Here is a 19,724-nt window from a genome sequence, read left to right on the forward strand (position 1 = left end):
GAATGCGGGCCGATTCAATCTTCGGGCAGCCAAGGAGGAGCGCATATTGGCGCTGAAGAACAGACCGGTCCCGCGTGAGCCGCTGCCCGATGCCGATGTCCATTCGGAAGGGTTCCGGCAGACGCGCGAAGCGCGCCGCAGCGCGCTGGTCGAGGACTATGTCGAGTTGATCGCCGACCTGATCGAGGACGGCAACGAGGCTCGCCAGGTCGACATCGCGGCCAGGCTGGGGGTCGCCCAACCGACAGTGGCCAAGATGCTGACCAGGCTGTGTGCCGACGGGCTGGTCTCCAGAAAGCCTTATCGCGGCGTGTTCTTGACCGAAGCAGGTCGCAAGGTCGCGGAAGAGAGCCGCATTCGCCACCAGACGGTGGAGGCTTTTTTGCGTTCGCTCGGCGTCAGCGCCGAGACGGCGCGCATCGATGCCGAGGGCATAGAGCACCATGTTAGCGCCGAGACGCTGGAAGCGTTCCGCAAGGCGATGACGGCGGGCTAGGGATTTTGCCAAGCCCGCAGGCCTATTTCGCCGGCGCTGCCATAGACATTCCACAGTCGCGGCCAGAGCAGCGGAGCCATCATACCAGCACGGCCACGGCTGCGAAAAATGCTGTGACTTGGCGCAACCATTGAGATAATTGTTTATGAGGTGGAGCCGGCCTCGCGCCGGATCGACCAGTAAATTCGCAGCGCGGGGAGTTGCCATGCTCTGGAGAGGCCGTCGTCAGAGTGACAATGTCGAGGACCAGCGCAGCAGCGGCGGCGGCGGATTTGGTGGCGGCGGACCCGGTCAGTTCCGCATTCCGATCGGCGGCAGCAGCGGCGGCGGCATGTCGATCTCGACCATCATCATCCTCGTCGTGCTCTATTTCGGCCTGAAAGCCTTCGGCATCGATCCGATCCAGGTGCTGAGCGGCGGCGGTGGAGGCCTGCTGCCTGGCGGCGGCGAGATAACGGACAACAGCGGCAGCCAGGGCGGGGGCACCGGTGCGCCGGCTTCCGACGAGATGAAGCAGTTCGTGGCAACCGTTCTGGCCGAGACCGAGGACACATGGACCGGCATTTTCAAGGCCAATGGACTGACCTATGAGGACCCCAAGCTGGTGCTGTTCAGCGGGCAGATCCGCTCGGCCTGCGGCTTCGCCTCGTCGGCGGCCGGACCGTTCTATTGCCCCGGCGACCACAAAGTCTATCTCGACATGACATTCTTCCAGCAGCTGGACCAGCAGTTCGGCGCCTCGGGCGAGTTCGCGCGGGCCTATGTGATCGCGCATGAGGTCGGCCATCACGTGCAGAATCTGACCGGCATCATGTCCAAATTCAACCAGATGCGGCAAAGCATGGGCGAGGCCGAAGCCAACCAAATGTCGGTGCGCGTCGAGCTTCAGGCCGACTGCTTCGCCGGCGTCTGGGCGCATTACACGGCGCAGAAGGGCATATTGGAGCAAGGCGATATGGAAAGCGCGCTCAATGCCGCCAGGCAGATCGGCGACGATACGCTGCAGAAGAAAATGCAGGGCTATGTGGTGCCGGAAAGCTTCAACCACGGCACGTCGGCGCAGCGGCAGACCTGGCTGGCGCGCGGCTACAAGAGCGGCAAGCTTTCCGACTGCGATACGTTCAACAACCCGATCTGAGCATCCGGTTCTTTCACGGGTGACCTGACGGCAAGGATGTCGTCAGGGGATGTCAGGATGCGAACGTCCTGCTTGTTCCCTCATTGTTCCTGACGGCCGGCTCGCCTATAAGTGCCTCCGCCTGCGCGCCAGGCGCCGGGAAGGAGCAGACGAACCATGATGGATCCCAAAACCGCCAAGCGGGGGCTTGCGCTCGTCTTCACGACGCTGCTCCTCGACATCATCGGATTCGGCATCATCATGCCGGTGCTGCCGGCCTATCTGCAAGAATTGACCGGCGTCGGCGTCTCGCAGGCGGCGATCGAAGGCGGCTGGCTGTTCTTCGTCTATGCGGCCATGCAGTTCTTCTTCGCGCCCATCATGGGCGGGTTGAGCGACCGGTTCGGCCGGCGGCCGATCCTTCTCGCCTCCGTGCTGACGTTTTCCATCGACAATCTGATCTGCGCCATAGCCTGGTCCTACCCGATGCTGTTCATCGGGCGCGTGCTGGCCGGCATTTCAGGCGCCAGCTATTCGACCACATCAGCCTTCATCGCCGACATCTCGAACGATGAGAACCGGGCCAAGAATTTCGGCCTGCTCGGCATCGCCTTCGGCGTCGGCTTCGTCATCGGGCCGGTCCTTGGCGGGCTGCTCGGCACCTTCGGGCCGCGCGTGCCGTTTTATTTCGCCGCCGGACTTGCCTTTGTGAACTTCCTGATCGCGCTGTTCCTGCTGCCCGAAACGCTCGATGAAAAGCACCGCCGGCGCTTCGAGTGGAAACGCGCCAACCCAGTCGGCACGCTTCTGCAGATGCGCCAATATCAAGGCATTGGCTGGATCGGGCTCGTCTTCTTCCTGATGACGCTCGGCCACATGATGTATCCGGCGGTCTGGTCGTTCGTCTCCAACTATCGCTATGGCTGGAACGAGCAGCAGATCGGTTTTTCGCTCGGCGCTTTCGGCCTGTGCGGAGCCATCGTCATGGCAACGGTGCTGCCACGCATCATTCCCAGGCTTGGCGAGTGGAGGACGGCGGTGATCGGTCTGGCGTTCACGGCGCTCAGTGCTTTCGGCTACGCCTTCGCGACGCAGGGTTGGATGATTTATGCGGTGATCGTCGTCGGCTGCCTGGAAGCGCTGGCCGACCCGCCGCTCAGGAGCCTCGCCGCCGCCAAGGTGCCGCCTTCGGCGCAGGGTGAATTACAAGGCGCGATGACGTCGATCTTCTCGATCACATCGATCGTCACGCCGCTGCTCTATACCGCGATCTTTTCCTGGTTCACCGGGCCAAGCGCGCCAGTGACCTTCGGCGGTGCGCCTTACCTGGTTGGCGCGGTTTTCCTAGTGCTGGCGCTCGTTGTCTTCGTTACGAAAGTGGCGAGGCCCGCGGCACTCGGAACCGTCACCAAAGGCGTCGCGGAAGATGGGGCACGAATATGAGGATCTGTCGGAACTAAGCCCGTTCGGCCAGCAGTTCCTCGCCGCGCTTTTCGCGGATCAGGTTGACGAAGCGGCGGAACAGATAATGCGAATCCTGCGGGCCGGGCGAGGCCTCGGGGTGGTGCTGGACCGAGAATACCGGCCGGCCTGTCAGCGCGATGCCGCAATTCGAGCCGTCGAACAGCGAGACATGGGTTTCCTCGACGCCTGACGGCAGCGAGTCGGCGTCGACGGCAAAGCCGTGGTTCATCGAGACGATCTCGACCTTGCCTGTAGTGTGGTCCTTGACCGGATGGTTGGCGCCGTGATGGCCCTGATGCATCTTGGCGGTCTTGCCGCCCAGCGCCAGCGCCAGCATCTGGTGGCCGAGGCAGATGCCGAACACCGGAATCTCGGTCCTGAGCAGGTCCTGGATGACCGGCACGGCGTAGGCGCCGGTGGCTTCAGGGTCGCCGGGGCCGTTGGACAGGAAGATGCCGTCCGGCTGCATGGCGAGGATTTCCTCGGCGCCGGTCTTGGCCGGAACCACGGTCACCTTGGCACCAAGCCCCGCAAGCAGGCGCAGGATGTTGCGCTTGACGCCATAGTCGATGGCGACGACATGCATGGAGGGCTCGTCCTGTTCGCCAAAGCCCTCGTCCCACACCCAAGGCGTCTCGCGCCACACCGAGGACTGGCCTGACGTGACCTCCTTGGCGAGGTCGAGGCCGATCAGGCCGGACCACGCGGCGGCGCGGCGTTTCAGGTCGTCGAGATCGAAGACGCCGTCGGTCGCATGCGCGATAACGGCGTTGGGCATGCCCTTTTCGCGGATCAACGCGGTCAACGCGCGGGTGTCGATGCCCGAGAGGGCGACGATGCCGCGCTTCTTCAGCCATTGATCGAGATGGCCGGCAGCGCGGTAGTTGGAGGGATTGGTGACATCGGCCTTGAACACGGCGCCGACCGCACCGGCGCGAGCAGCCGGATTGAGGTCCTCGACGTCTTCGCCGTTGGTGCCGATATTGCCGACATGCGGGAAGGTGAAGGTGACGATCTGGCCGGCATAGGACGGATCGGTGAGGATCTCCTGATAGCCGGTAAGCGCGGTGTTGAAGCAGACCTCGGCGACCGCCGAACCCGTTGCGCCGAGACCGCGACCCTCAATGACGGTGCCGTCGGCCAGCACCAGCAGGGCGGTCGGCTTTTGCGTGGCCCAGGCGGGCGTCATCTCGGCCATGGCGGCACTCCTATCAGGCCGCGCGCTTCAAACTGGCCCGGCGGACCATTTGCGCGGCAAACGACGCGGAGCGGCGAATTCGCGGCCTCCACGCACTCAAGCTTCAGTTCATGCAAGGCCCAGTACATAGGGGAAGGGGGCAGGTCGGTCAATGATGATGGGAAATGCTGCTGCGATTTATTTCATTGAGCAATATCATAGGCTTGCCTCGACATATCAGGGTTTGCGTTGGTCTGCAGCCGGCGCTATTGTCCGCGCCGACCGAAGGAGAGAGCACGATGCGCGCAAAAATCGCCGAATCCCTGAAGAGCGCGATGAAGGCGCAGGACAAGCAGCGGCTGCCGACATTGCGGCTGATCCAGGCCGCCATCCACGATCGCGATATCGCCAATCGCGGTGCCGGCAAGGAACCGGCCAGCGACGAGGAGATCCTGCAGATCCTGGCCAAGATGGTGAAGCAGCGCGAAGAATCGGCCAAGGCCTTCGAAGACGGCAAGCGTCCGGAACTGGCCGCGCAGGAGCGCAGCGAGATGGAGATCATCCGCGATTTCCTGCCGACGCAGCTCGACGATGCCGCCATCACCGCCGCGGCGCGCGAGGCGATCGCGGCGACCGGTGCCGCCAGCCAGAAAGACATGGGCAAGGTGATCGCGGCGCTGAAGCAGAAATATGCCGGCCAGATGGATTTCGGCAAGGCAAGCGGCATCGTCAAGGGGCTTTTGCAATAGTCGGCGCGTCGAGCGCGAGCGCCAGCGCTCGCCTGCCTATAAAACAACCTTCTGGGGCTCCAACGCGTGGCGCAATGCTGGCGCCTCCTGCTGGATATGATCCCACAAACGGTTGGCGACCGGCCCGTGGGGACGGTCGCGGCGACGCGCAACCACCAGTTCGTCGGTGCGGCCCGGCATATGAGGGCCGGCGATGGACCGCAGGCGTCCATCACGCAGCTCCTCCTCGATCAGGAAGCGTGGCAGGTGGCCCCAGCCGAGGCCCTGCAGGATGATCTCCTTCTTCATGCCCTGGTCGGCGACCAGGCATTGCGGCGCGCCTTCGACCATGAAGTAGTCTTGTTGCGGTGAATGGCGGGCAGTGTCGCGCATCACGCATTGGGTGAGCGCCTGCATCTGGTCGGGTGTGATCGGCGGCTCGATGCGCTCCGGCAGAAAGCCCGGTGCCACCACGGGAATGAACGGCACCTTGCACAAATCGATCCATTCCACCCGCGCATCGCCCTTGTCGATCCAGTGCAGGACCAGATCGGCCTCGTCGTCGAAAAGGCGTTCCCAAGGGCCGCCGACGGCCTCGAAGTGCAGGTGCAGACGCGTGCCGGGACATTGCGCGAAGAACCGCCCGAGCAGGCCCAGCACCTGCGGTCGTGGGCATAGGTCGCCGATCACCACATGGATTTCGCTTTCTTCGCCCATCGAGAGCTGGGCGGCATGCACGCGCAGGCCTTCCAGTTCGCGCAGCAGCGATTGCGCCCGGCGGTGGAACGACAGCCCGGCCTCGGTCGGGCGCCCGCGATAGCCGCTGCGGTCCAGGAGAACGAGGTCGAGCTGCCGTTCCAGCTTGGCGACAGCGGCGAATACAGCCGGGTGTGAACGATGCAACAGGGCCGCCGCCGGCTGAAAGCCGCCGGTGCGGATCACGGCGTCGAAGCACTGCAGGTCGTGCAAGGTGAATTCAGCCATGTCAGCTTTGATTACAGAGATTGTCCTGACTTTGTAATATCAACAAACCAACGATCTGACTACGCTCTGTCATTCAACCCTTCCAGAAGGATCTTTCATCATGAGTGAGCTGAATTTTGTGACTGTTGGCGACGGCACGCGCATCGCCTACCGTTTCGACGGCGATGCGCGAAAGCCGGTTCTGATGCTGTCGAACTCCATCGGCACCACGCTGCATATGTGGGATGGACAGGTCGGCGAGTTGTCCAGGCATTTCCATCTTCTGCGCTATGATTTTCGCGGCCATGGCGGATCGAGCGTGCCGGCCGGCGCCTATTCGCTCGATCGGCTCGGCGGCGACGTGATCGAACTGCTCGACGCGCTCGGCCTTGGCCGCGTGCATTTCCTCGGCCTGTCGCTGGGCGGCTTCGTCGGGCAATGGCTCGGCATCCACGCGCCGGAGCGGATCGACCGGCTGATCCTGAGCAACACCTCGTCGCATCTCGGACCGGCAAGCTATTTCGACGAGCGCATTGCCGCCGTCCGGCAGGCGCCCGACATGGCCGAAACCGCCGAAACGTTCCTCAACAATTGGTTCCCGGCAAAAATGGTGGCGGCCAACGAGCCCGTCATCGAGGAATTTCGCGCCATGCTGCTCGCCATCGACCGGCAAGGCCTGGCGGGCCTCTTTGCGGCGGTGCGCGACGCCGACCTTCGCCGCACCGTGGCGCTGATCTCGCGGCCGACGCTGGTGATCGCCGGCGAGCACGACACGGTGACGGCGGCCAGCCACAGCGAACTGATCGCCGCGGCGGTGCCCGGCGCGAAACTGGTCGTCCTGCCGGCGGTTCACCTGTCGAATGTCGAATATCCATCCGGTTTCATGCAGGCGGTGTTCGATTTTCTGCGCTGAGGGATGCGATCCCGTAGACCCCGCATCCCCGGAGCCGGGACGGACCTCACGGCTCCTTGCAGATCGGCACCGGCTGCGGCGGCGGTGCCGGGTGGTCCTTCCTGTATTGGGCAATGATCGGCTCGAGCGTCTTTCGCGGCCAGAATTTCGGCGTGCCGATTTCCTTCAGGCAGGATGCGTTCCAATAGGGGCCAGCGTCCGACAGCGAACGGCCCGCCGCCACGATTTGCGCAACGGCGGCGATGTCGCGCGATTCAGGGTAGATGTAGAGCGTAGTCGGATTGTCCTTCACCATCGGGATGATCTGCTGCGCATCCGCCGCCGACCAACTGGTGCAGCCATTGCTGCGGCCGCCGGCATAATCCACCAGTTTGCCGAACGGCACGTAGCCGTCATGGTCGGCATGCGAGCTGGCCGGGTCTTTGCGAAGACACATTCCCTTCAGCACTTCCGCCGGATGCCCGCCGATCACGCGCTGCCTGGCGTTCGCGGCCTCGCCCTCGCCATCGAACTGCACGAAGGTACGCATGAAAGCCACGTCCTGCTTCGCTGCGGTGCGATAATAGCCCTTGAACGAGGTTTTCGCCTCGCCGGTCATATAGGCGCCGCCGGCGGTCAGTGACGAATCCAGCGCATTGCCGAAGTTCTTCGCGCAGCGCTTGCCATTGGCGAAATCTGCGACGCCCTTCAGATTCCGGCCGCTGCCGTGGCCCGCCGAAACGGCGCGAAACGCCTGGCTGGCCTCGCAGATGATGTAATAACGGTGACCCAGTTTGTTGTTGCCCAGATCGCTAGGGCGCGTCGCATCCATGGCGAAGTAGCAGGGATTGTTAACGGCTCCTGCGCCGACTTTCTTCAGGTAAAGCGCTCGGGCCCGCTCCAGGACCACAGCTGAGATCTGGCCATCACCTTCGCCGACATGGGCCTGCAGCCAGGCCGGAATGGCCGAGGGCGCGGCAAAGGACCGTGCCGTCAAAGCGACGACAACGAGGAAGAGGCTGGCGACGACACCCAGCGGGATAGATCTCAACCGCACCAGACCCGTTCTCCTGTCGAAGCGTTTGTGTTTTGGCGGTGAATCACCCCCGGCACGATCATAAATCGGCTTATGCCGGCCGGCGAAACACATCTTGTTCAGCATTCCCGGCACGTATGCGCGTTTTCGACCGGTCAGCATTGGGGTATTGTCTGATTCCGGCGCGCCCACGCCTCCTCCCTCCGTCGGGAAAGCATCATTCATGCGGGGCAATCCGATCATCGAACCGACTGTTCGAGCACCAAGCATAAGGAGGGGTTGCGAAGACTGCTCGCACCAGGAGGTTTGCGATGATTGCGCCCATTTACCATCTGAAGCGTCAAGCCAGGCTGTTGTCCCGCAAGGAGAAGATTCCGCTCCATCAGGCGCTTGACCGTGTTGCAGCCCGCGAAGGTTTTGCGAGTTGGAGTCTGCTTGCGGCCAAGGCAGCCGAGACGACGGCCGCCGGCAGGCTGTTCTCGCGGCTGATGCCCGGCGACCTGGTTCTGGTCGGTGCGCGACCAGGCCACGGCAAGACGCTGATGAGCCTCGAGCTCGCGGTCGAAGCCATGAAGCGTGGCCATCGCAGCGTGTTCTTCTCGTTGGAATACACGCATCGCGATGTGCTGGACCGGTTTCGCGCCATCGGGGCGGACCCCGCCCAGTTCGACCGATTGTTCGCGTCCGACACTTCCGAAGCCATCAGCGCCGACTACATCGTCGAGGTGTTGGGATCGGTGGCGCGCGGGACGCTCGCGGTCATCGACTATCTGCAACTGCTCGACCAGAAGCGGGAAAATCCGGAGCTGATGAACCAGGTCCGGACATTGAAGGCTTTTGCGCGTGACAGGGGCGTGATCCTGGTCTTCATCTCGCAGATCGACCGCTCCTACGATCCGTCAACGAAGCCGTTTCCCGATATCAGCGACGTTCGGCTACCGAACCCGCTGGATCTGTCGCTGTTCAGCAAAGCGTGTTTCCTCAACAAGGGCGCGATCCGCTTCCAGCCCGCTTGAGCGTTCCAGTGGCCATCGCTATGCCTGCTTGGCCTGCGAGGGAGCATGGATCATGATCGAAATCGTCAAGCCCGGGCTCAAGCATCTGGCGTCCTACAAGGCTGCGCTCGAGCGCGGCTGGTCGCCCGACAATGTACGGCTCATGGAGGCAGCTCGCGAGCAGCTTGCCGCAATCGAGGAGGATCCGGCGGCGTTCCTGGCCAGCCTCGATGATCCCGAGGCCAAGGGGCCGCCGATCACCTTGCCTGACGGCAGACAGGTCCCGCGCCTGCCGGGCTTCAGGCGCTGGATGTGGGACGGCGAGACGTCAGGCTCGATCGGCCTGCGCTGGCAGAAGGGCACGTCGGCGCTGCCGCCGCACGTGCTTGGCCATATCGGCTACGCCGTGGTGCCGTGGAAACAGCGACGCGGCTACGCGACGGAAGCGCTGCGGCTTATGCTGGATGAGGCGAGGGCGGTCGGCCTGGCTCATGTCGACATCACCGCAAAACCTGGGAATCCGGCCTCGCACAAAGTGATCCTGGCCAACGGCGGCAGACTGGTCGAACGTTTCCTCGAAGATGCCGCCTATGGCGGAGCGGAGACCCTGCGGTTCCGCATCGATCTGTAATGCGTTGGAGCTGCGCAGCCGCCGGGCGAGACATGACTGTTCATCGCGTCGTGCTTGCGCCGGTGGACGCCCGGATCAGGCATGATCGGTGGTGGATGTCCTGACGCGGATAATCTACTCAGCCGCTGCCGTCAGCGGTGGCGTGGCGTTGCTGCGCCACTCCCAGATGTGCGAGGCGAGCGCCACCGCGACGGCGACGAGCATCGCCACAGCGCCAAGCAGCGGCAGGCTGCGATAACCGTAACCGCCATTGAGCATGGCAGCACCGAGCGATGCCGCGAGCGCTATACCGACATTGAAGCCGGATGGGATCAGCGAGGAGGCCAGGTTCGAGGCATCCGCAGTCCAGGACAGGATGCGGGTCTGAATCGGCGTACCGATGGCGAAGTTGAGGCCGCCCCAGATGACGATCGCCACGATCATCGGCACGGGATAGGGGCTGACGGCATAGATCACCGCAAGCGTCACCGCCTGCAGGGCCAGCATGGTGATCAGGGAGGGCATCAGCTTCCAGTCGGCTAGCCTGCCGCCGAGGAAGACGCCAAGCGTGGCGCCGACGCCGTTGAGCAAGAGCACCCAGGGCACCAGGTTCTCGTCGAGGCCGGTGATCTCGATCAATGTCGGGGTGATGTAGGTGAACAGGCCGAACTGGCCGATCATCAGCATCAGCATCAGGATCAGCGAGGTCCAGACCTGCTGGCGGGCAAGCACGCGGACCTCGCGGGCGAGGCCGGCGGGTTTGGCCTGATAACCTGTGGTGCGCGGCAAAAGGGCTGCCATGGCAAGCGTGGCCGCCACGCCCAATGCGCACATAACCCAGAAGGTCGCGCGCCAGCCCCAGATGTTGCCGATGGCAGTGCCCGCCGGCACGCCGATCACGTTGGAGACGGTGAGGCCCGACAGGATGACGGCCACCGCCATGCCGCGCTGGTCCCCGCGCACCAGCCCGACCGCAACCACCATGGCGACGCCGAAATAAGCGCCATGCGCGACTGCGACGGCAATGCGCAGAAGCAGCATCGAGGTGAAGTCGGGCGCCAGCGCGCAGGCCGCCTGACCGATGGTGAAGGCGACCGCCAGGCCGAGCAGCAAGGTTTTGCGCGGCAAGGACTTGGTGGCAAGTGCCAGAAGCGGACCGCCGATGGCGATGCCGCAGGCATAGCCGGAGACGAGATAGCCCGATGTCGGAACCGAAACGCCAAGCCCTTGCGCCACCTGCGGCAGCACGCCGGCGATGACGAATTCGGTGGTGCCGAAAGCGAAGGCAGCGATGAACAGGGCGATGAGCGGAAGCGACATGGCGGGAATTAAATCCTCGAATGCAGGCCTCAAACCACGGATGCGCGCTGCCGGCAATCCAGAAATCTTTGTCGCCGCTTTAGCTTTTCTTGATCTCCGGGTTCAAAATCTTGACCCCGGGTTCAGAACGGGGTCTTGCGTCCATAAGGAACCTTCAACCATGCCCGCTCATGAAAATAATAGAGCAGCGACTTGGTGAAGACTTCTGTCACGCCGATGGCGGCCGCCAGCTTGACGCTTCCGGTCACCACCAGCGAGATGATCATCGTATCGATGGTGCCGGTCACGCGCCACGAAAGCGCCTTGGCGAAACTGCGCGAATGGGTGTCCATCGATCTCCTCCGAAAGCTTTGGCTGATATGCCTAGCCCGAGCGATGGAAACGCGGCAATGGCAATTTTGCCGCCGAAGGACCGACGCCATGCAATTCTGCCGCAATACAATTTTTTCGACAGAGTGCGGCGCTCTTCCTTCTGCCCTTGTTTGTTGGGAGGTGGCGTCGCAAAGCGAGGTGGGATGAGGTATCTCAAAGAAGGGAGAGATGTCGTTGATCAGCTCGCCTTCAACCTGGATCCACCGAGGAGGCCGCGTTCTTCCAGCACGGGATAGGCCATCGATGCCAGCAGCGAGTTGATCTGTTTGAGATCGCGGATGGTGTCGAGGTGGATCGAACTGGTCTCGACGCTTTTGGCAGTGCCTTCGCGCAGCCGCAGGAAATGGCTGGCGCTGGTCTCTTTTTCGGCGTCGCGCAGCCGTTCCTTCTCCAGCACCAATTGGCGAGCCGTCTCGGCATCGCGCGACACCAGCACGTTGAAGGCAAGCCGCGCATTGGCGAGCACCGAAGCGTGGAAGGCGCACAGCTCGCTCCAACCCTCGTCGGTGAATTCCAGTCCACGGTCGAACTTCTTCTTCACATGTACCAGCATGTTGCGCACGATGATGTCGCCGACCTGCTCCAGCTTGACGCAGGCGCCGATCAGTTCCTGGCAGCGCAACGCCTCGTCCTCGGTCAGCGGGTTCTTGGTGACCTTGGCGAGGTAGAGCTTGATCGCCGCGTGCTTGCGGTCGACGCGGTCGTCAAGGGCGGCCAGCGCCTTGATCTTGTCGGCATCGGCGCTCTCGTAGAGCTCGATGATGCGCTTGAGCATGATCTCGACCGTCTCGCAGACCCGCACCACCTCGCGGGTGGCATTGGCCAGCGCCTGGCTCGGCACGTCGAGCGCGCTTTCGTTGAGCGCCGAGAGTTCGACGACGTCGAGCGTGGCGGCTGGCGTCTTGGTGCCGAGCGCCACGATCTTCTCCGAGGCGCGGTAGACGAGACCCGCCAGCGGCAGGCCGGCGAGCAGGATCAGCACATTGAACAGGATGTGGGCATTGACGATCTGGTCCGCTGCCGTCGCGCCAAGGAACGCGAAATGCGGCCTGAAGATCATGACCAGGATCAGCATGACCAGCGAGCCAAGCCCGCGCATCAAGAGGTTGCCGATCGGCACGACGCGCACTTCGGGGCCGGAGGAGCGGGTCAGCATGGGCGCGATGATCGACGAACCGAGATTGACGCCCAGGATGAGGACGACGCCGAGTTCGGGCGTGATCAGGCCGCGGCCCGCCAGCGTCGCCATCAACAGGACCGCGGCGATGCTCGATTGGAACAGCCAGGTGATCAGCGCCGCCAGCAGATAGGCGGTGATGGAATCGCCGGAGAAGTAATTGATGATGACCGGCATCAACTGGCTGTTGCGCAGCGGCTCGGATGCCTGACCGATCATTTCCAGCGACAGGATCAAAAGGCCGATGCCGACCAGGATGCGACCGGTCTGGCGCCAGTCGCGCCGCTCGGTGGCCATGAACATGACCGTGCCGGTGATCAGGCAAAGCGGCACCAGCAGCGTGAGATCGAAGGTGAGCAGCTTGACCACCAGAGCCGAACCGATCTCGGCGCCGCGCACGGCCAGTTGCCCGGCCGCGCCCGAGACGATGCCGGAGCCCGCGAAGGAGCCGACCAGCAGCGTGACGGCGGTGGAGCTCTGCAGCGCTATAGCGAGGCCGGTGCCGGCCAGCACCGCCATGACAGGATTGCGCATGGTGGCGCGCAGCTTGTGGCGCAGCACGTCGCCATAGGCGCGCTCGACGCCGGTCTTCACCATGCGCGTGGCAAACAGCATCAGCGCCACGGCGCCGGCCAGATGCAGGAGAACCACGGAGCCGCTCATTGCGGCGCACCGATACGGACAAGGCCGGCGACACGGGCAGCGCGGCGGTCGGGAGAAAGAGGAGGGGTGCGAATCATGATCATGACGTTGGCCGATAATAGCTCGAATATTTTAGCCGGATAATAAAAATTTGTCGATTTCAAGGGCTCTCCGCGCGCGACGGGCCGTGTCGGAGAATGGACGGATGCCGAAATGGTTGCATGAGCCTCGCCGCCTTGACGCGGCGGATAGGCCGGTGTTGCCGCCCGCCCTTCGCTCGGAATTTGCGAGGATGTTCAACCAACCGGTCTAAAGCTTCGGATTCATTACGGAATTGTAATGCTCATGTTCAGTTTCGGTTCATTCTTCGACGGCTATTTCTGCGGCATCGACAACCAAGGAGATTCCTTCATGAAACGCATTGTTCTTTCCGGTCTTGCTTTCTCGATGCTGGCCGCCACGTCCCTGACGGGCCAGGCCGCACCGCTCAATGCGCCGGTCGCGCCGCAGTCGAACTATACCAATGTCGACTGGCAGAAGCCTACCAACCGGGATGTCAGGAAGCGCGTCATCCAGAAGCGTGTTATCCAGAAGCGCATCATTCAAAAGAAGGTCGTCGTGAAGCGGAACAACTGGCGCAATGGCCAGAAATATTCCGGCTGGCGGCAGCATCAGCCGGTCCGCGATTATGGTCGCTACGGCCTGCATCGTCCCGGCCGTGGCCAGGAATGGATCCGCGTCGGCAACGACTATGTGCTGGTCGGCGCCCTCTCCGGCATCATCTTTGGCGCCATTGCCGCGCAGTAAAGTCCCGATAGTGCCAGACTGGAGGAAGGGCGGCCCGCAACGGCCGCCTTTCCTTTTGCCCTGTGGAAACCGGGCATCGTCAGCATTAGGGGTCGCCGGATTTCGCGGGCATGATTATATGGGGGATAAACGAGTTCCCCGATGCGCTTTCCGCCCGCCTTCCTCGACGAGATACGCGATCGCGTGCCGATTTCGCAGGTCATCGGCCAGCGCGTCGCCTGGGATCGCAAGAAGACCAATGCGTCGCGCGGCGATTATTGGGCCTGCTGCCCGTTTCATGGCGAGAAGAGCCCGTCCTTCCATTGCGAGGACAAGAAGGGCCGCTATCATTGTTTCGGCTGCTCGGTCTCGGGCGATCACTTCAAGTTCCTGACCGAACTTGACGGACTGAGCTTTCCCGAGGCGGTCGAGAAGATCGCAGACATGGCCGGCGTGCCGATGCCGGTTCGCGACGTGCAGGAGGAGCGGCGCGAGAAGGAACGCGCCAGCCTTACCGACGTCATGGAAATGGCGACTGCCTTTTTCCAGGAGCGGCTACAGGGCGCGGAGGGCGCCAAGGCCCGTGCGTATCTGCGCGACCGCGGACTGACGCCCGCGACGCAGCATGCGTTCCGGCTGGGCTATGCGCCCGACAGCCGCAATGCGCTGAAGGAGCATCTGGCCGCAAAGGGCGTGCCGAAGGGCGATATCGAGGCCTGTGGGCTGGTGCGCCATGGCGATGACATTCCGGTCTCCTATGACTGGTTCCGCGACCGCATCATGTTCCCGATTCCGGATTCGCGTGGCAAGGTCATCGCTTTCGGCGGGCGAGCGCTGGCGCCGGATGCGCTCGCCAAATACATGAACTCGCCCGATACCGAGCTCTTCCACAAGGGCAACGTGCTCTACAATTTCGCCCGCGCGCGAAAAGCGCTGGCCAAGGGCGGCACGGTCATCGCCGTCGAAGGCTATATGGATGTCATCGCATTGGCGCAGGCCGGCTTCGAGAATGTCGTCGCGCCACTCGGCACGGCGCTAACCGAAAACCAGCTCGAACTGTTGTGGCGTATGGCCGCCGAGCCGGTGCTGTGCTTCGACGGCGACAAGGCCGGGCTGAAGGCCGCATGGCGGGCCGCCGACATGGTGCTGCCCGTAGTCCAAGCCGGGCGCACGGCGCGTTTCGCGCTGCTGCCGGAAGGCAAGGATCCCGACGACCTGGTCAAGGCGGAGGGGCCGGATGCCTTCCGCGCCGTGCTGGCGGAAGCGCGTCCTCTTGCCGATCTGTTATGGATGCGCGAGACGGCGGGCGGCGTCTTCGACACGCCGGAGCGGCGGGCCGAACTGGAGAAGCGGCTGCGCGAACTGACCAGCCGCATCCGTGATGAAAGCCTGCGATATCACTACCAGCAGGACATGCGCGAGCGCGTGCTGAGCTTCTTCGGTTCTCAGCGCGCAACGCGGCAAGGTCGTCCGGACTGGAAACCGGGGCAGGGCAAGGCGCCCGCTCCCGGCGGACAATTCGCTAAAGCCGGCGGTGGTCGCATCGCCATCACGGAAAGTCTCGGCCAGTCGGCACTGGTCAAGCGCGGCAACGAAGGAATGTCGGTGCGCGAAGCGACGATCATCGTGGCACTGGTCAACCACCCGGCGCTGATCGACGAGAATTTCGCCCATGTCGAGTTCCTTGATCTCGCCAACCCCGAGCTGAGGCGGCTGCACGGCGCCATCCTCGACGCGATGGCACATGACATGGCCAATGACCGCCACGCCGTGGTGGCGACGATCGAGCGCGCCGGCTGCGCCGAGATCTGGGAGCGTGCCGTCGGCCTGATCAGGCGGGCGCGGCAGTGGCCGGCGCTGGAGACGGCAGCGCTCGAGGATGCCCGCGACGCTCTGAACCAGGCGCTGCACTTGCAGCGCAGCGCGCGCACCTTACATAAGGAGCTGAAACAGGCGGAAGCGGCGATGGATGCGGATCCTTCGGACGAGAATTTCCGCCATCTGATCGAAATTCAAGCGCAATTTCGGGATGTACAAGCGACGGAAGCGCTGATCGAAGGCTTCGGTGTTTCGTCGGGCAGGGCTGGTCGGGCCTGAAGCATGGTTCCGAAAAGCGGGACCCGGTTTTCGGGAACGATCATACTCCAGTAGAAGAAAGGCGGAGCTCATTTCGGCCCGAGGGTTGGGACGGGCTCATGCCAGCAAGTGCAGGAAAGACGGCGTTGTCATGGATCTTCTAGAGCCGGACCGCGCTAAGTCGGGTAATTGATTCGCTTTTTTCATGCGAATCATGCGAGAGGCGCTTGACCTTCCGGCAGAATGGCGGAATCAGGACGATTCGAAACGTTAACCCGCACCCGCGTCGACGGGAAAAGCAGCGATGTGAGGTCTTGGTCACTGGACAGGCAGCCAGCCTGCCACAGATATCAGGGTTAATCTGGACTTAATGCATGTCGCCCAAAAATGGAAACCGGTTTTGGGCGACGACAGGGCACCAACAAAGAGATGATGCAGTTATTGGCCCGGTGAAGCGCGTTGCAAAAGCGAGCCCAGCCGATTTGACCGGTCCGACAGCTTGCGCGGCCTCGATGTCGGGCCGCTAGGAGAAGATAAAGACTATGGCGACAAAGGAAAAGGAAGAGGTCGAGACCGAACGCGAAGGCGCCACCGATGGCCCTCTGCTCGACCTTTCCGATGATGCTGTCAAGAAGATGATCAAGGCCGCCAAGAAGCGCGGCTATGTCACCATGGACGAGCTGAATTCGGTGCTGCCCTCCGAGGAAGTGACCTCCGAGCAGATCGAGGACACGATGGCGATGCTGTCCGACATGGGTATCAACGTCGTCGAGGACGACGAGCAGGGCGAAGAGGCCGAGGCCGGCGACACCGCGGCGGATGCCGAGGAAGACGCCAACGAACTGGCCGAGCAGACCGGCACCGCCGTCGCCGCCACAACCACGAAGAAAGAGCCGACCGACCGCACCGACGATCCGGTCCGCATGTACCTGCGCGAAATGGGTTCGGTCGAGTTGTTGTCGCGCGAGGGCGAAATCGCCATCGCCAAGCGCATCGAGGCCGGCCGCGAGACGATGATCGCGGGCCTGTGCGAAAGCCCGCTGACCTTCCAGGCCATCATCATCTGGCGCGACGAGCTCAACGAATCCAAGATCCTGCTGCGTGAGATCATCGACCTCGAAGCCACCTATGCCGGCCCCGAGGCCAAGCAGGCGCCGGTGGTGGAGCGCGTCGAGGAAGCGCCCAAGGTCGAGGAAAAGCCGCGCCGCGGACGCGACGATGAAGACGACATCACCAATGTCGGCGCCGACACGCGCGGCATCGGAGATGACGACGAGGAGGACGAGGACGAGGCCAGCCTGTCGCTGGCGGCAATGGAAGCCGAGCTGCGCCCGCAGGTCATGGAAACGCTCGACGTCATCGCCGACACCTACAAGAAGCTGCGCAAGCTGCAGGATCAGCAGGTCGAGAACCGGCTGGCCGCGGCCGGCACGCTGTCGCCCAGTCAGGACCGCCGCTTGAAGGAGCTGAAGGATCAGCTCATCAAGGCGGTGAAGTCGCTGTCGCTCAACACGGCGCGCATCGAGGCGCTCGTCGAGCAGCTCTACGACATCAACAAGCGCCTGGTGCAGAACGAGGGCAAGCTTCTGCGTCTCGCCGAAAGCTATGGCGTGCGCCGCGAGGAGTTCCTGAAGGAATATCAGGGCTCCGAGCTCGACCCGAACTGGACGCGCTCAATTGCCAATCTGACCTCGCGCGGCTGGAAGGAGTTCACCAAGAACGAGAAGGACGCGATCAGGGATCTGCGCGCCGAGATCCAGAATCTGGCCACGGAAACGGCCATCTCGATCCTGGAATTCCGCAAGATCGTCAACCAGGTGCAGAAGGGCGAGCGCGAAGCGGCTATCGCCAAGAAGGAAATGGTCGAGGCCAATCTGCGCCTCGTCATCTCCATCGCCAAGAAATACACCAATCGCGGCCTGCAGTTCCTCGACCTGATCCAGGAAGGCAATATCGGCCTTATGAAGGCCGTCGACAAATTCGAGTATCGCCGCGGCTACAAGTTCTCGACCTACGCGACATGGTGGATCAGGCAGGCGATCACGCGTTCGATCGCCGACCAGGCGCGCACCATCCGCATTCCGGTGCACATGATCGAGACGATCAACAAGATCGTGCGCACCTCGCGCCAGATGCTGCACGAGATCGGCCGCGAGCCGACGCCGGAGGAACTGGCCGAGAAGCTCGCAATGCCGCTCGAAAAAGTGCGCAAGGTGCTGAAGATCGCCAAGGAGCCGATCTCGCTCGAAACGCCGGTCGGCGACGAGGAGGATTCGCATCTGGGCGACTTCATCGAGGACAAGATGGCGATCCTGCCGATCGACGCGGCGATCCAGGCCAATCTGCGCGAGACCACCACGCGCGTGCTCGCCTCGCTGACGCCGCGCGAGGAGCGTGTGCTGCGCATGCGCTTCGGCATCGGCATGAACACCGACCATACGCTCGAGGAAGTCGGCCAGCAGTTCTCGGTCACCCGCGAGCGTATCCGCCAGATCGAAGCCAAGGCGTTGCGCAAGCTCAAGCACCCGAGCCGCTCGCGCAAGCTTAGAAGCTTCCTGGATAGCTGAGGCCTACCGATTGTGAAGAGATCAAGGGCGCCCATCGTGGCGCCCTTTTTCTTTGGCGCTCGCCATTGCGGCACGCGCCCTTAGGGAGGATAATTTCGTGTCGGATGCATTTTTCTGGGCGACAGCCCGGGAAGCCCGCCCCGGTCGAGGCCGTGTCGACATCGCCATGGCCTGAGCACCGTGCTCCGTGGCCCCGGAGGAGGCGTGCCATGACGACTTACATCATGCTGATGAACTGGACCGAGCAGGGCGCGAAGAACGTGCGCGAATCCCCCAAGCGCCTCGATGCCGCCAAGACGCAGCTGGGCGAGATGGGGGGATCGTTCAAGTCGTTCTACCTGACCATGGGCGAATTCGACATGGTGGCGGTGGTCGAAGCGCCCGACGATGCGGTGCTGGCGCGTTTCGCGCTGATGCTGGCCGCGGGCGGCAACGTCAAGTCACGGACCCTGAAGGCTTTCCCGGACCTTGCTTACCGCGAGATCATCTCGTCGCTTGGATGATGCAAATCGGGACGTTCCGGAGCCGATGAGCAGGTGCCGGCTCGACGGCGCCTTGCGGCAAGACGGTGCGCTCCATCGTGATAGAGTGCAGCCAGCGGAGATCGCGATGAAGAAAGTTTCGATATTGGCTATCAGCCTTGCCGCGTGGTCGTCGATGCCGATCGATGCCCACACTGCCCCGCAAAAACCGGTCGGCATGTCCAATCCCGCATCGGTCCATTGCGGAGAGATCGGCGGGCGCCTGGTGATCAAGAAGGACAAGGCTGGCAATGAATATGGATTTTGCCGCTTGCCCAATCGGCGGCTGTGCGAAGAGTGGGAGCTGTTTCACGACAACAAATGCGTCGGGCCGAAGACGGTGATGGGCCTGAAGTGATCGACAGCAGAACCAGGCCCTTGCTGACCGTCTGGTACAACACGCGCTGCCCGGTCTGCGATGCCGGCATTACCAGGCAGAAGCGGCGGCTGATCGAGGCGATCAAGGCCGGGCGGATCGAATTTCGCGACATCAATCATGAACCGGAAGCCTTGGCCGGATTTGGCGCTTCGCTGGAAGACATCCGCCGCCGGCTGCACGCGACCGATGCTCAGGGCAGGCTGCTGGTCGGCGCCGATGTCGCCATCGCCGTGTGGGCGCTGACGCCGGGCGAGGGCTGGCTGGCAAAGCTGCTCGGCAACGCCCTTACGCTACCGCTCGCTCGCTTCGGCTACGACCGCTTCGCCGACCTGCTCTATGCCTGGAACCGGCGCAACGGCCGCTGGTAGCGCCGGCTACTCCAATCATGATGAACGCATGTTCGAGC

General features: G+C 63.1%; 20 protein-coding genes. 13 read left to right on the forward strand and 7 right to left on the reverse strand.

The features are described 5' to 3' along the window. Positions 1 to 46: 46 nt before the first annotated feature. The 3 genes from mntR to FJ490_RS19045 all read left to right on the forward strand — a co-directional run bounded on the left by mntR (position 47) and on the right by FJ490_RS19045 (position 3,056). Entirely contained in the window at positions 47 to 496 is a 450-nt protein-coding gene (gene mntR / locus FJ490_RS19035; protein WP_181165236.1) for a manganese-binding transcriptional regulator MntR, read from the forward strand. A gap of 205 nt (positions 497 to 701) precedes the next feature. Continuing rightward, positions 702 to 1,634: a neutral zinc metallopeptidase gene (locus FJ490_RS19040; protein ID WP_140555992.1), complete on the forward strand. Its 933-nt coding sequence runs from the start codon at positions 702 to 704 to the stop codon at positions 1,632 to 1,634. Positions 1,635 to 1,790: 156 nt separating this feature from the next. After that, a complete protein-coding gene (locus FJ490_RS19045) occupies positions 1,791 to 3,056 on the forward strand; it encodes a TCR/Tet family MFS transporter (protein ID WP_140728586.1) in 1,266 nt (421 codons plus the stop codon). A 13-nt stretch (positions 3,057 to 3,069) separates the two neighbouring features. On the opposite strand, the gene carA is transcribed toward FJ490_RS19045, so the two are convergent. Then, positions 3,070 to 4,275 (reverse strand): glutamine-hydrolyzing carbamoyl-phosphate synthase small subunit, encoded by a 1,206-nt coding sequence (carA, locus tag FJ490_RS19050; RefSeq protein WP_140516753.1) that lies wholly within the window; start codon positions 4,273 to 4,275, stop codon positions 3,070 to 3,072. 278 nt (positions 4,276 to 4,553) lie between these two features. On the opposite strand from carA, the gene FJ490_RS19055 reads away from it, so the two are divergent. After that, on the forward strand, positions 4,554 to 5,003 hold the full coding sequence (locus FJ490_RS19055; protein ID WP_140728587.1) for a GatB/YqeY domain-containing protein: 450 nt from the start codon (positions 4,554 to 4,556) through the stop codon (positions 5,001 to 5,003). A gap of 36 nt (positions 5,004 to 5,039) precedes the next feature. Here FJ490_RS19055 and FJ490_RS19060 read toward each other — a convergent pair whose 3' ends face one another. Then, complete coding sequence (locus FJ490_RS19060) at positions 5,040 to 5,966, reverse strand: LysR family transcriptional regulator (protein ID WP_140686119.1); 927 nt, start codon at positions 5,964 to 5,966, stop codon at positions 5,040 to 5,042. 100 nt (positions 5,967 to 6,066) lie between these two features. Between FJ490_RS19060 and pcaD the strand changes: the two genes are divergently transcribed. Continuing rightward, on the forward strand, positions 6,067 to 6,858 hold the full coding sequence (gene pcaD, locus FJ490_RS19065; RefSeq protein ID WP_140582023.1) for a 3-oxoadipate enol-lactonase: 792 nt from the start codon (positions 6,067 to 6,069) through the stop codon (positions 6,856 to 6,858). A gap of 46 nt (positions 6,859 to 6,904) precedes the next feature. Here the strand turns inward: pcaD and FJ490_RS19070 are convergent, their stop codons facing one another. Next, positions 6,905 to 7,894, reverse strand: coding sequence for a hypothetical protein (locus FJ490_RS19070; protein WP_140516982.1), 990 nt, complete (start codon positions 7,892 to 7,894; stop codon positions 6,905 to 6,907). A 290-nt stretch (positions 7,895 to 8,184) separates the two neighbouring features. Here FJ490_RS19070 and FJ490_RS19075 point away from each other — a divergent pair, with 290 nt between their 5' ends. Together FJ490_RS19075 and FJ490_RS19080 are read left to right on the forward strand one after the other, a co-directional pair. Next, a complete protein-coding gene (locus tag FJ490_RS19075; protein ID WP_140728588.1) occupies positions 8,185 to 8,889 on the forward strand; it encodes a DNA helicase in 705 nt (234 codons plus the stop codon). Positions 8,890 to 8,941: 52 nt separating this feature from the next. Then, positions 8,942 to 9,499 (forward strand): GNAT family N-acetyltransferase, encoded by a 558-nt coding sequence (locus FJ490_RS19080; protein ID WP_140631944.1) that lies wholly within the window; start codon positions 8,942 to 8,944, stop codon positions 9,497 to 9,499. 114 nt (positions 9,500 to 9,613) lie between these two features. On the opposite strand, the gene FJ490_RS19085 is transcribed toward FJ490_RS19080, so the two are convergent. From FJ490_RS19085 to FJ490_RS32735, 4 genes are all read right to left on the reverse strand, one after another. Then, entirely contained in the window at positions 9,614 to 10,798 is a 1,185-nt protein-coding gene (locus tag FJ490_RS19085) for an MFS transporter (RefSeq protein ID WP_140686120.1), read from the reverse strand. Between the two features lie 122 nt (positions 10,799 to 10,920). Then, positions 10,921 to 11,130 carry a DUF2061 domain-containing protein gene (locus FJ490_RS19090; protein ID WP_140495915.1) on the reverse strand — a complete coding sequence of 70 codons (210 nt, stop codon included), beginning with the start codon at positions 11,128 to 11,130 and terminating at the stop codon, positions 10,921 to 10,923. 218 nt (positions 11,131 to 11,348) lie between these two features. Then, on the reverse strand, positions 11,349 to 13,010 hold the full coding sequence (locus FJ490_RS19095; RefSeq protein WP_140495914.1) for a Na/Pi cotransporter family protein: 1,662 nt from the start codon (positions 13,008 to 13,010) through the stop codon (positions 11,349 to 11,351). Next, on the reverse strand, positions 13,007 to 13,153 hold the full coding sequence (locus FJ490_RS32735; protein WP_181165210.1) for a hypothetical protein: 147 nt from the start codon (positions 13,151 to 13,153) through the stop codon (positions 13,007 to 13,009). The genes FJ490_RS19095 and FJ490_RS32735 overlap by 4 nt, the downstream gene beginning before the upstream one ends. Positions 13,154 to 13,400: 247 nt before the next feature. On the opposite strand from FJ490_RS32735, the gene FJ490_RS19100 reads away from it, so the two are divergent. From FJ490_RS19100 to FJ490_RS19125, 6 genes are all read left to right on the forward strand, one after another. Further along, positions 13,401 to 13,796, forward strand: a complete 396-nt coding sequence (locus FJ490_RS19100) for an RcnB family protein (RefSeq protein ID WP_140495913.1) — start codon at positions 13,401 to 13,403, stop codon at positions 13,794 to 13,796. A 141-nt stretch (positions 13,797 to 13,937) separates the two neighbouring features. After that, complete coding sequence (dnaG, locus tag FJ490_RS19105) at positions 13,938 to 15,872, forward strand: DNA primase (protein WP_140631952.1); 1,935 nt, start codon at positions 13,938 to 13,940, stop codon at positions 15,870 to 15,872. A gap of 521 nt (positions 15,873 to 16,393) precedes the next feature. Continuing rightward, complete coding sequence (gene rpoD / locus FJ490_RS19110; protein WP_140495911.1) at positions 16,394 to 18,418, forward strand: RNA polymerase sigma factor RpoD; 2,025 nt, start codon at positions 16,394 to 16,396, stop codon at positions 18,416 to 18,418. Positions 18,419 to 18,627: 209 nt separating this feature from the next. Continuing rightward, positions 18,628 to 18,921 (forward strand): GYD domain-containing protein, encoded by a 294-nt coding sequence (locus tag FJ490_RS19115; RefSeq protein ID WP_140728589.1) that lies wholly within the window; start codon positions 18,628 to 18,630, stop codon positions 18,919 to 18,921. 106 nt (positions 18,922 to 19,027) lie between these two features. Continuing rightward, positions 19,028 to 19,297 (forward strand): DUF333 domain-containing protein, encoded by a 270-nt coding sequence (locus tag FJ490_RS19120; RefSeq protein WP_140728590.1) that lies wholly within the window; start codon positions 19,028 to 19,030, stop codon positions 19,295 to 19,297. Between the two features lie 20 nt (positions 19,298 to 19,317). Then, entirely contained in the window at positions 19,318 to 19,686 is a 369-nt protein-coding gene (locus FJ490_RS19125; RefSeq protein WP_140728655.1) for a DCC1-like thiol-disulfide oxidoreductase family protein, read from the forward strand. The last annotated feature ends 38 nt before the right edge of the window (positions 19,687 to 19,724 follow it).

The sequence above is a fragment of the Mesorhizobium sp. B2-5-11 genome, assembly GCF_006440835.1.
Lineage (GTDB): Bacteria > Pseudomonadota > Alphaproteobacteria > Rhizobiales > Rhizobiaceae > Mesorhizobium.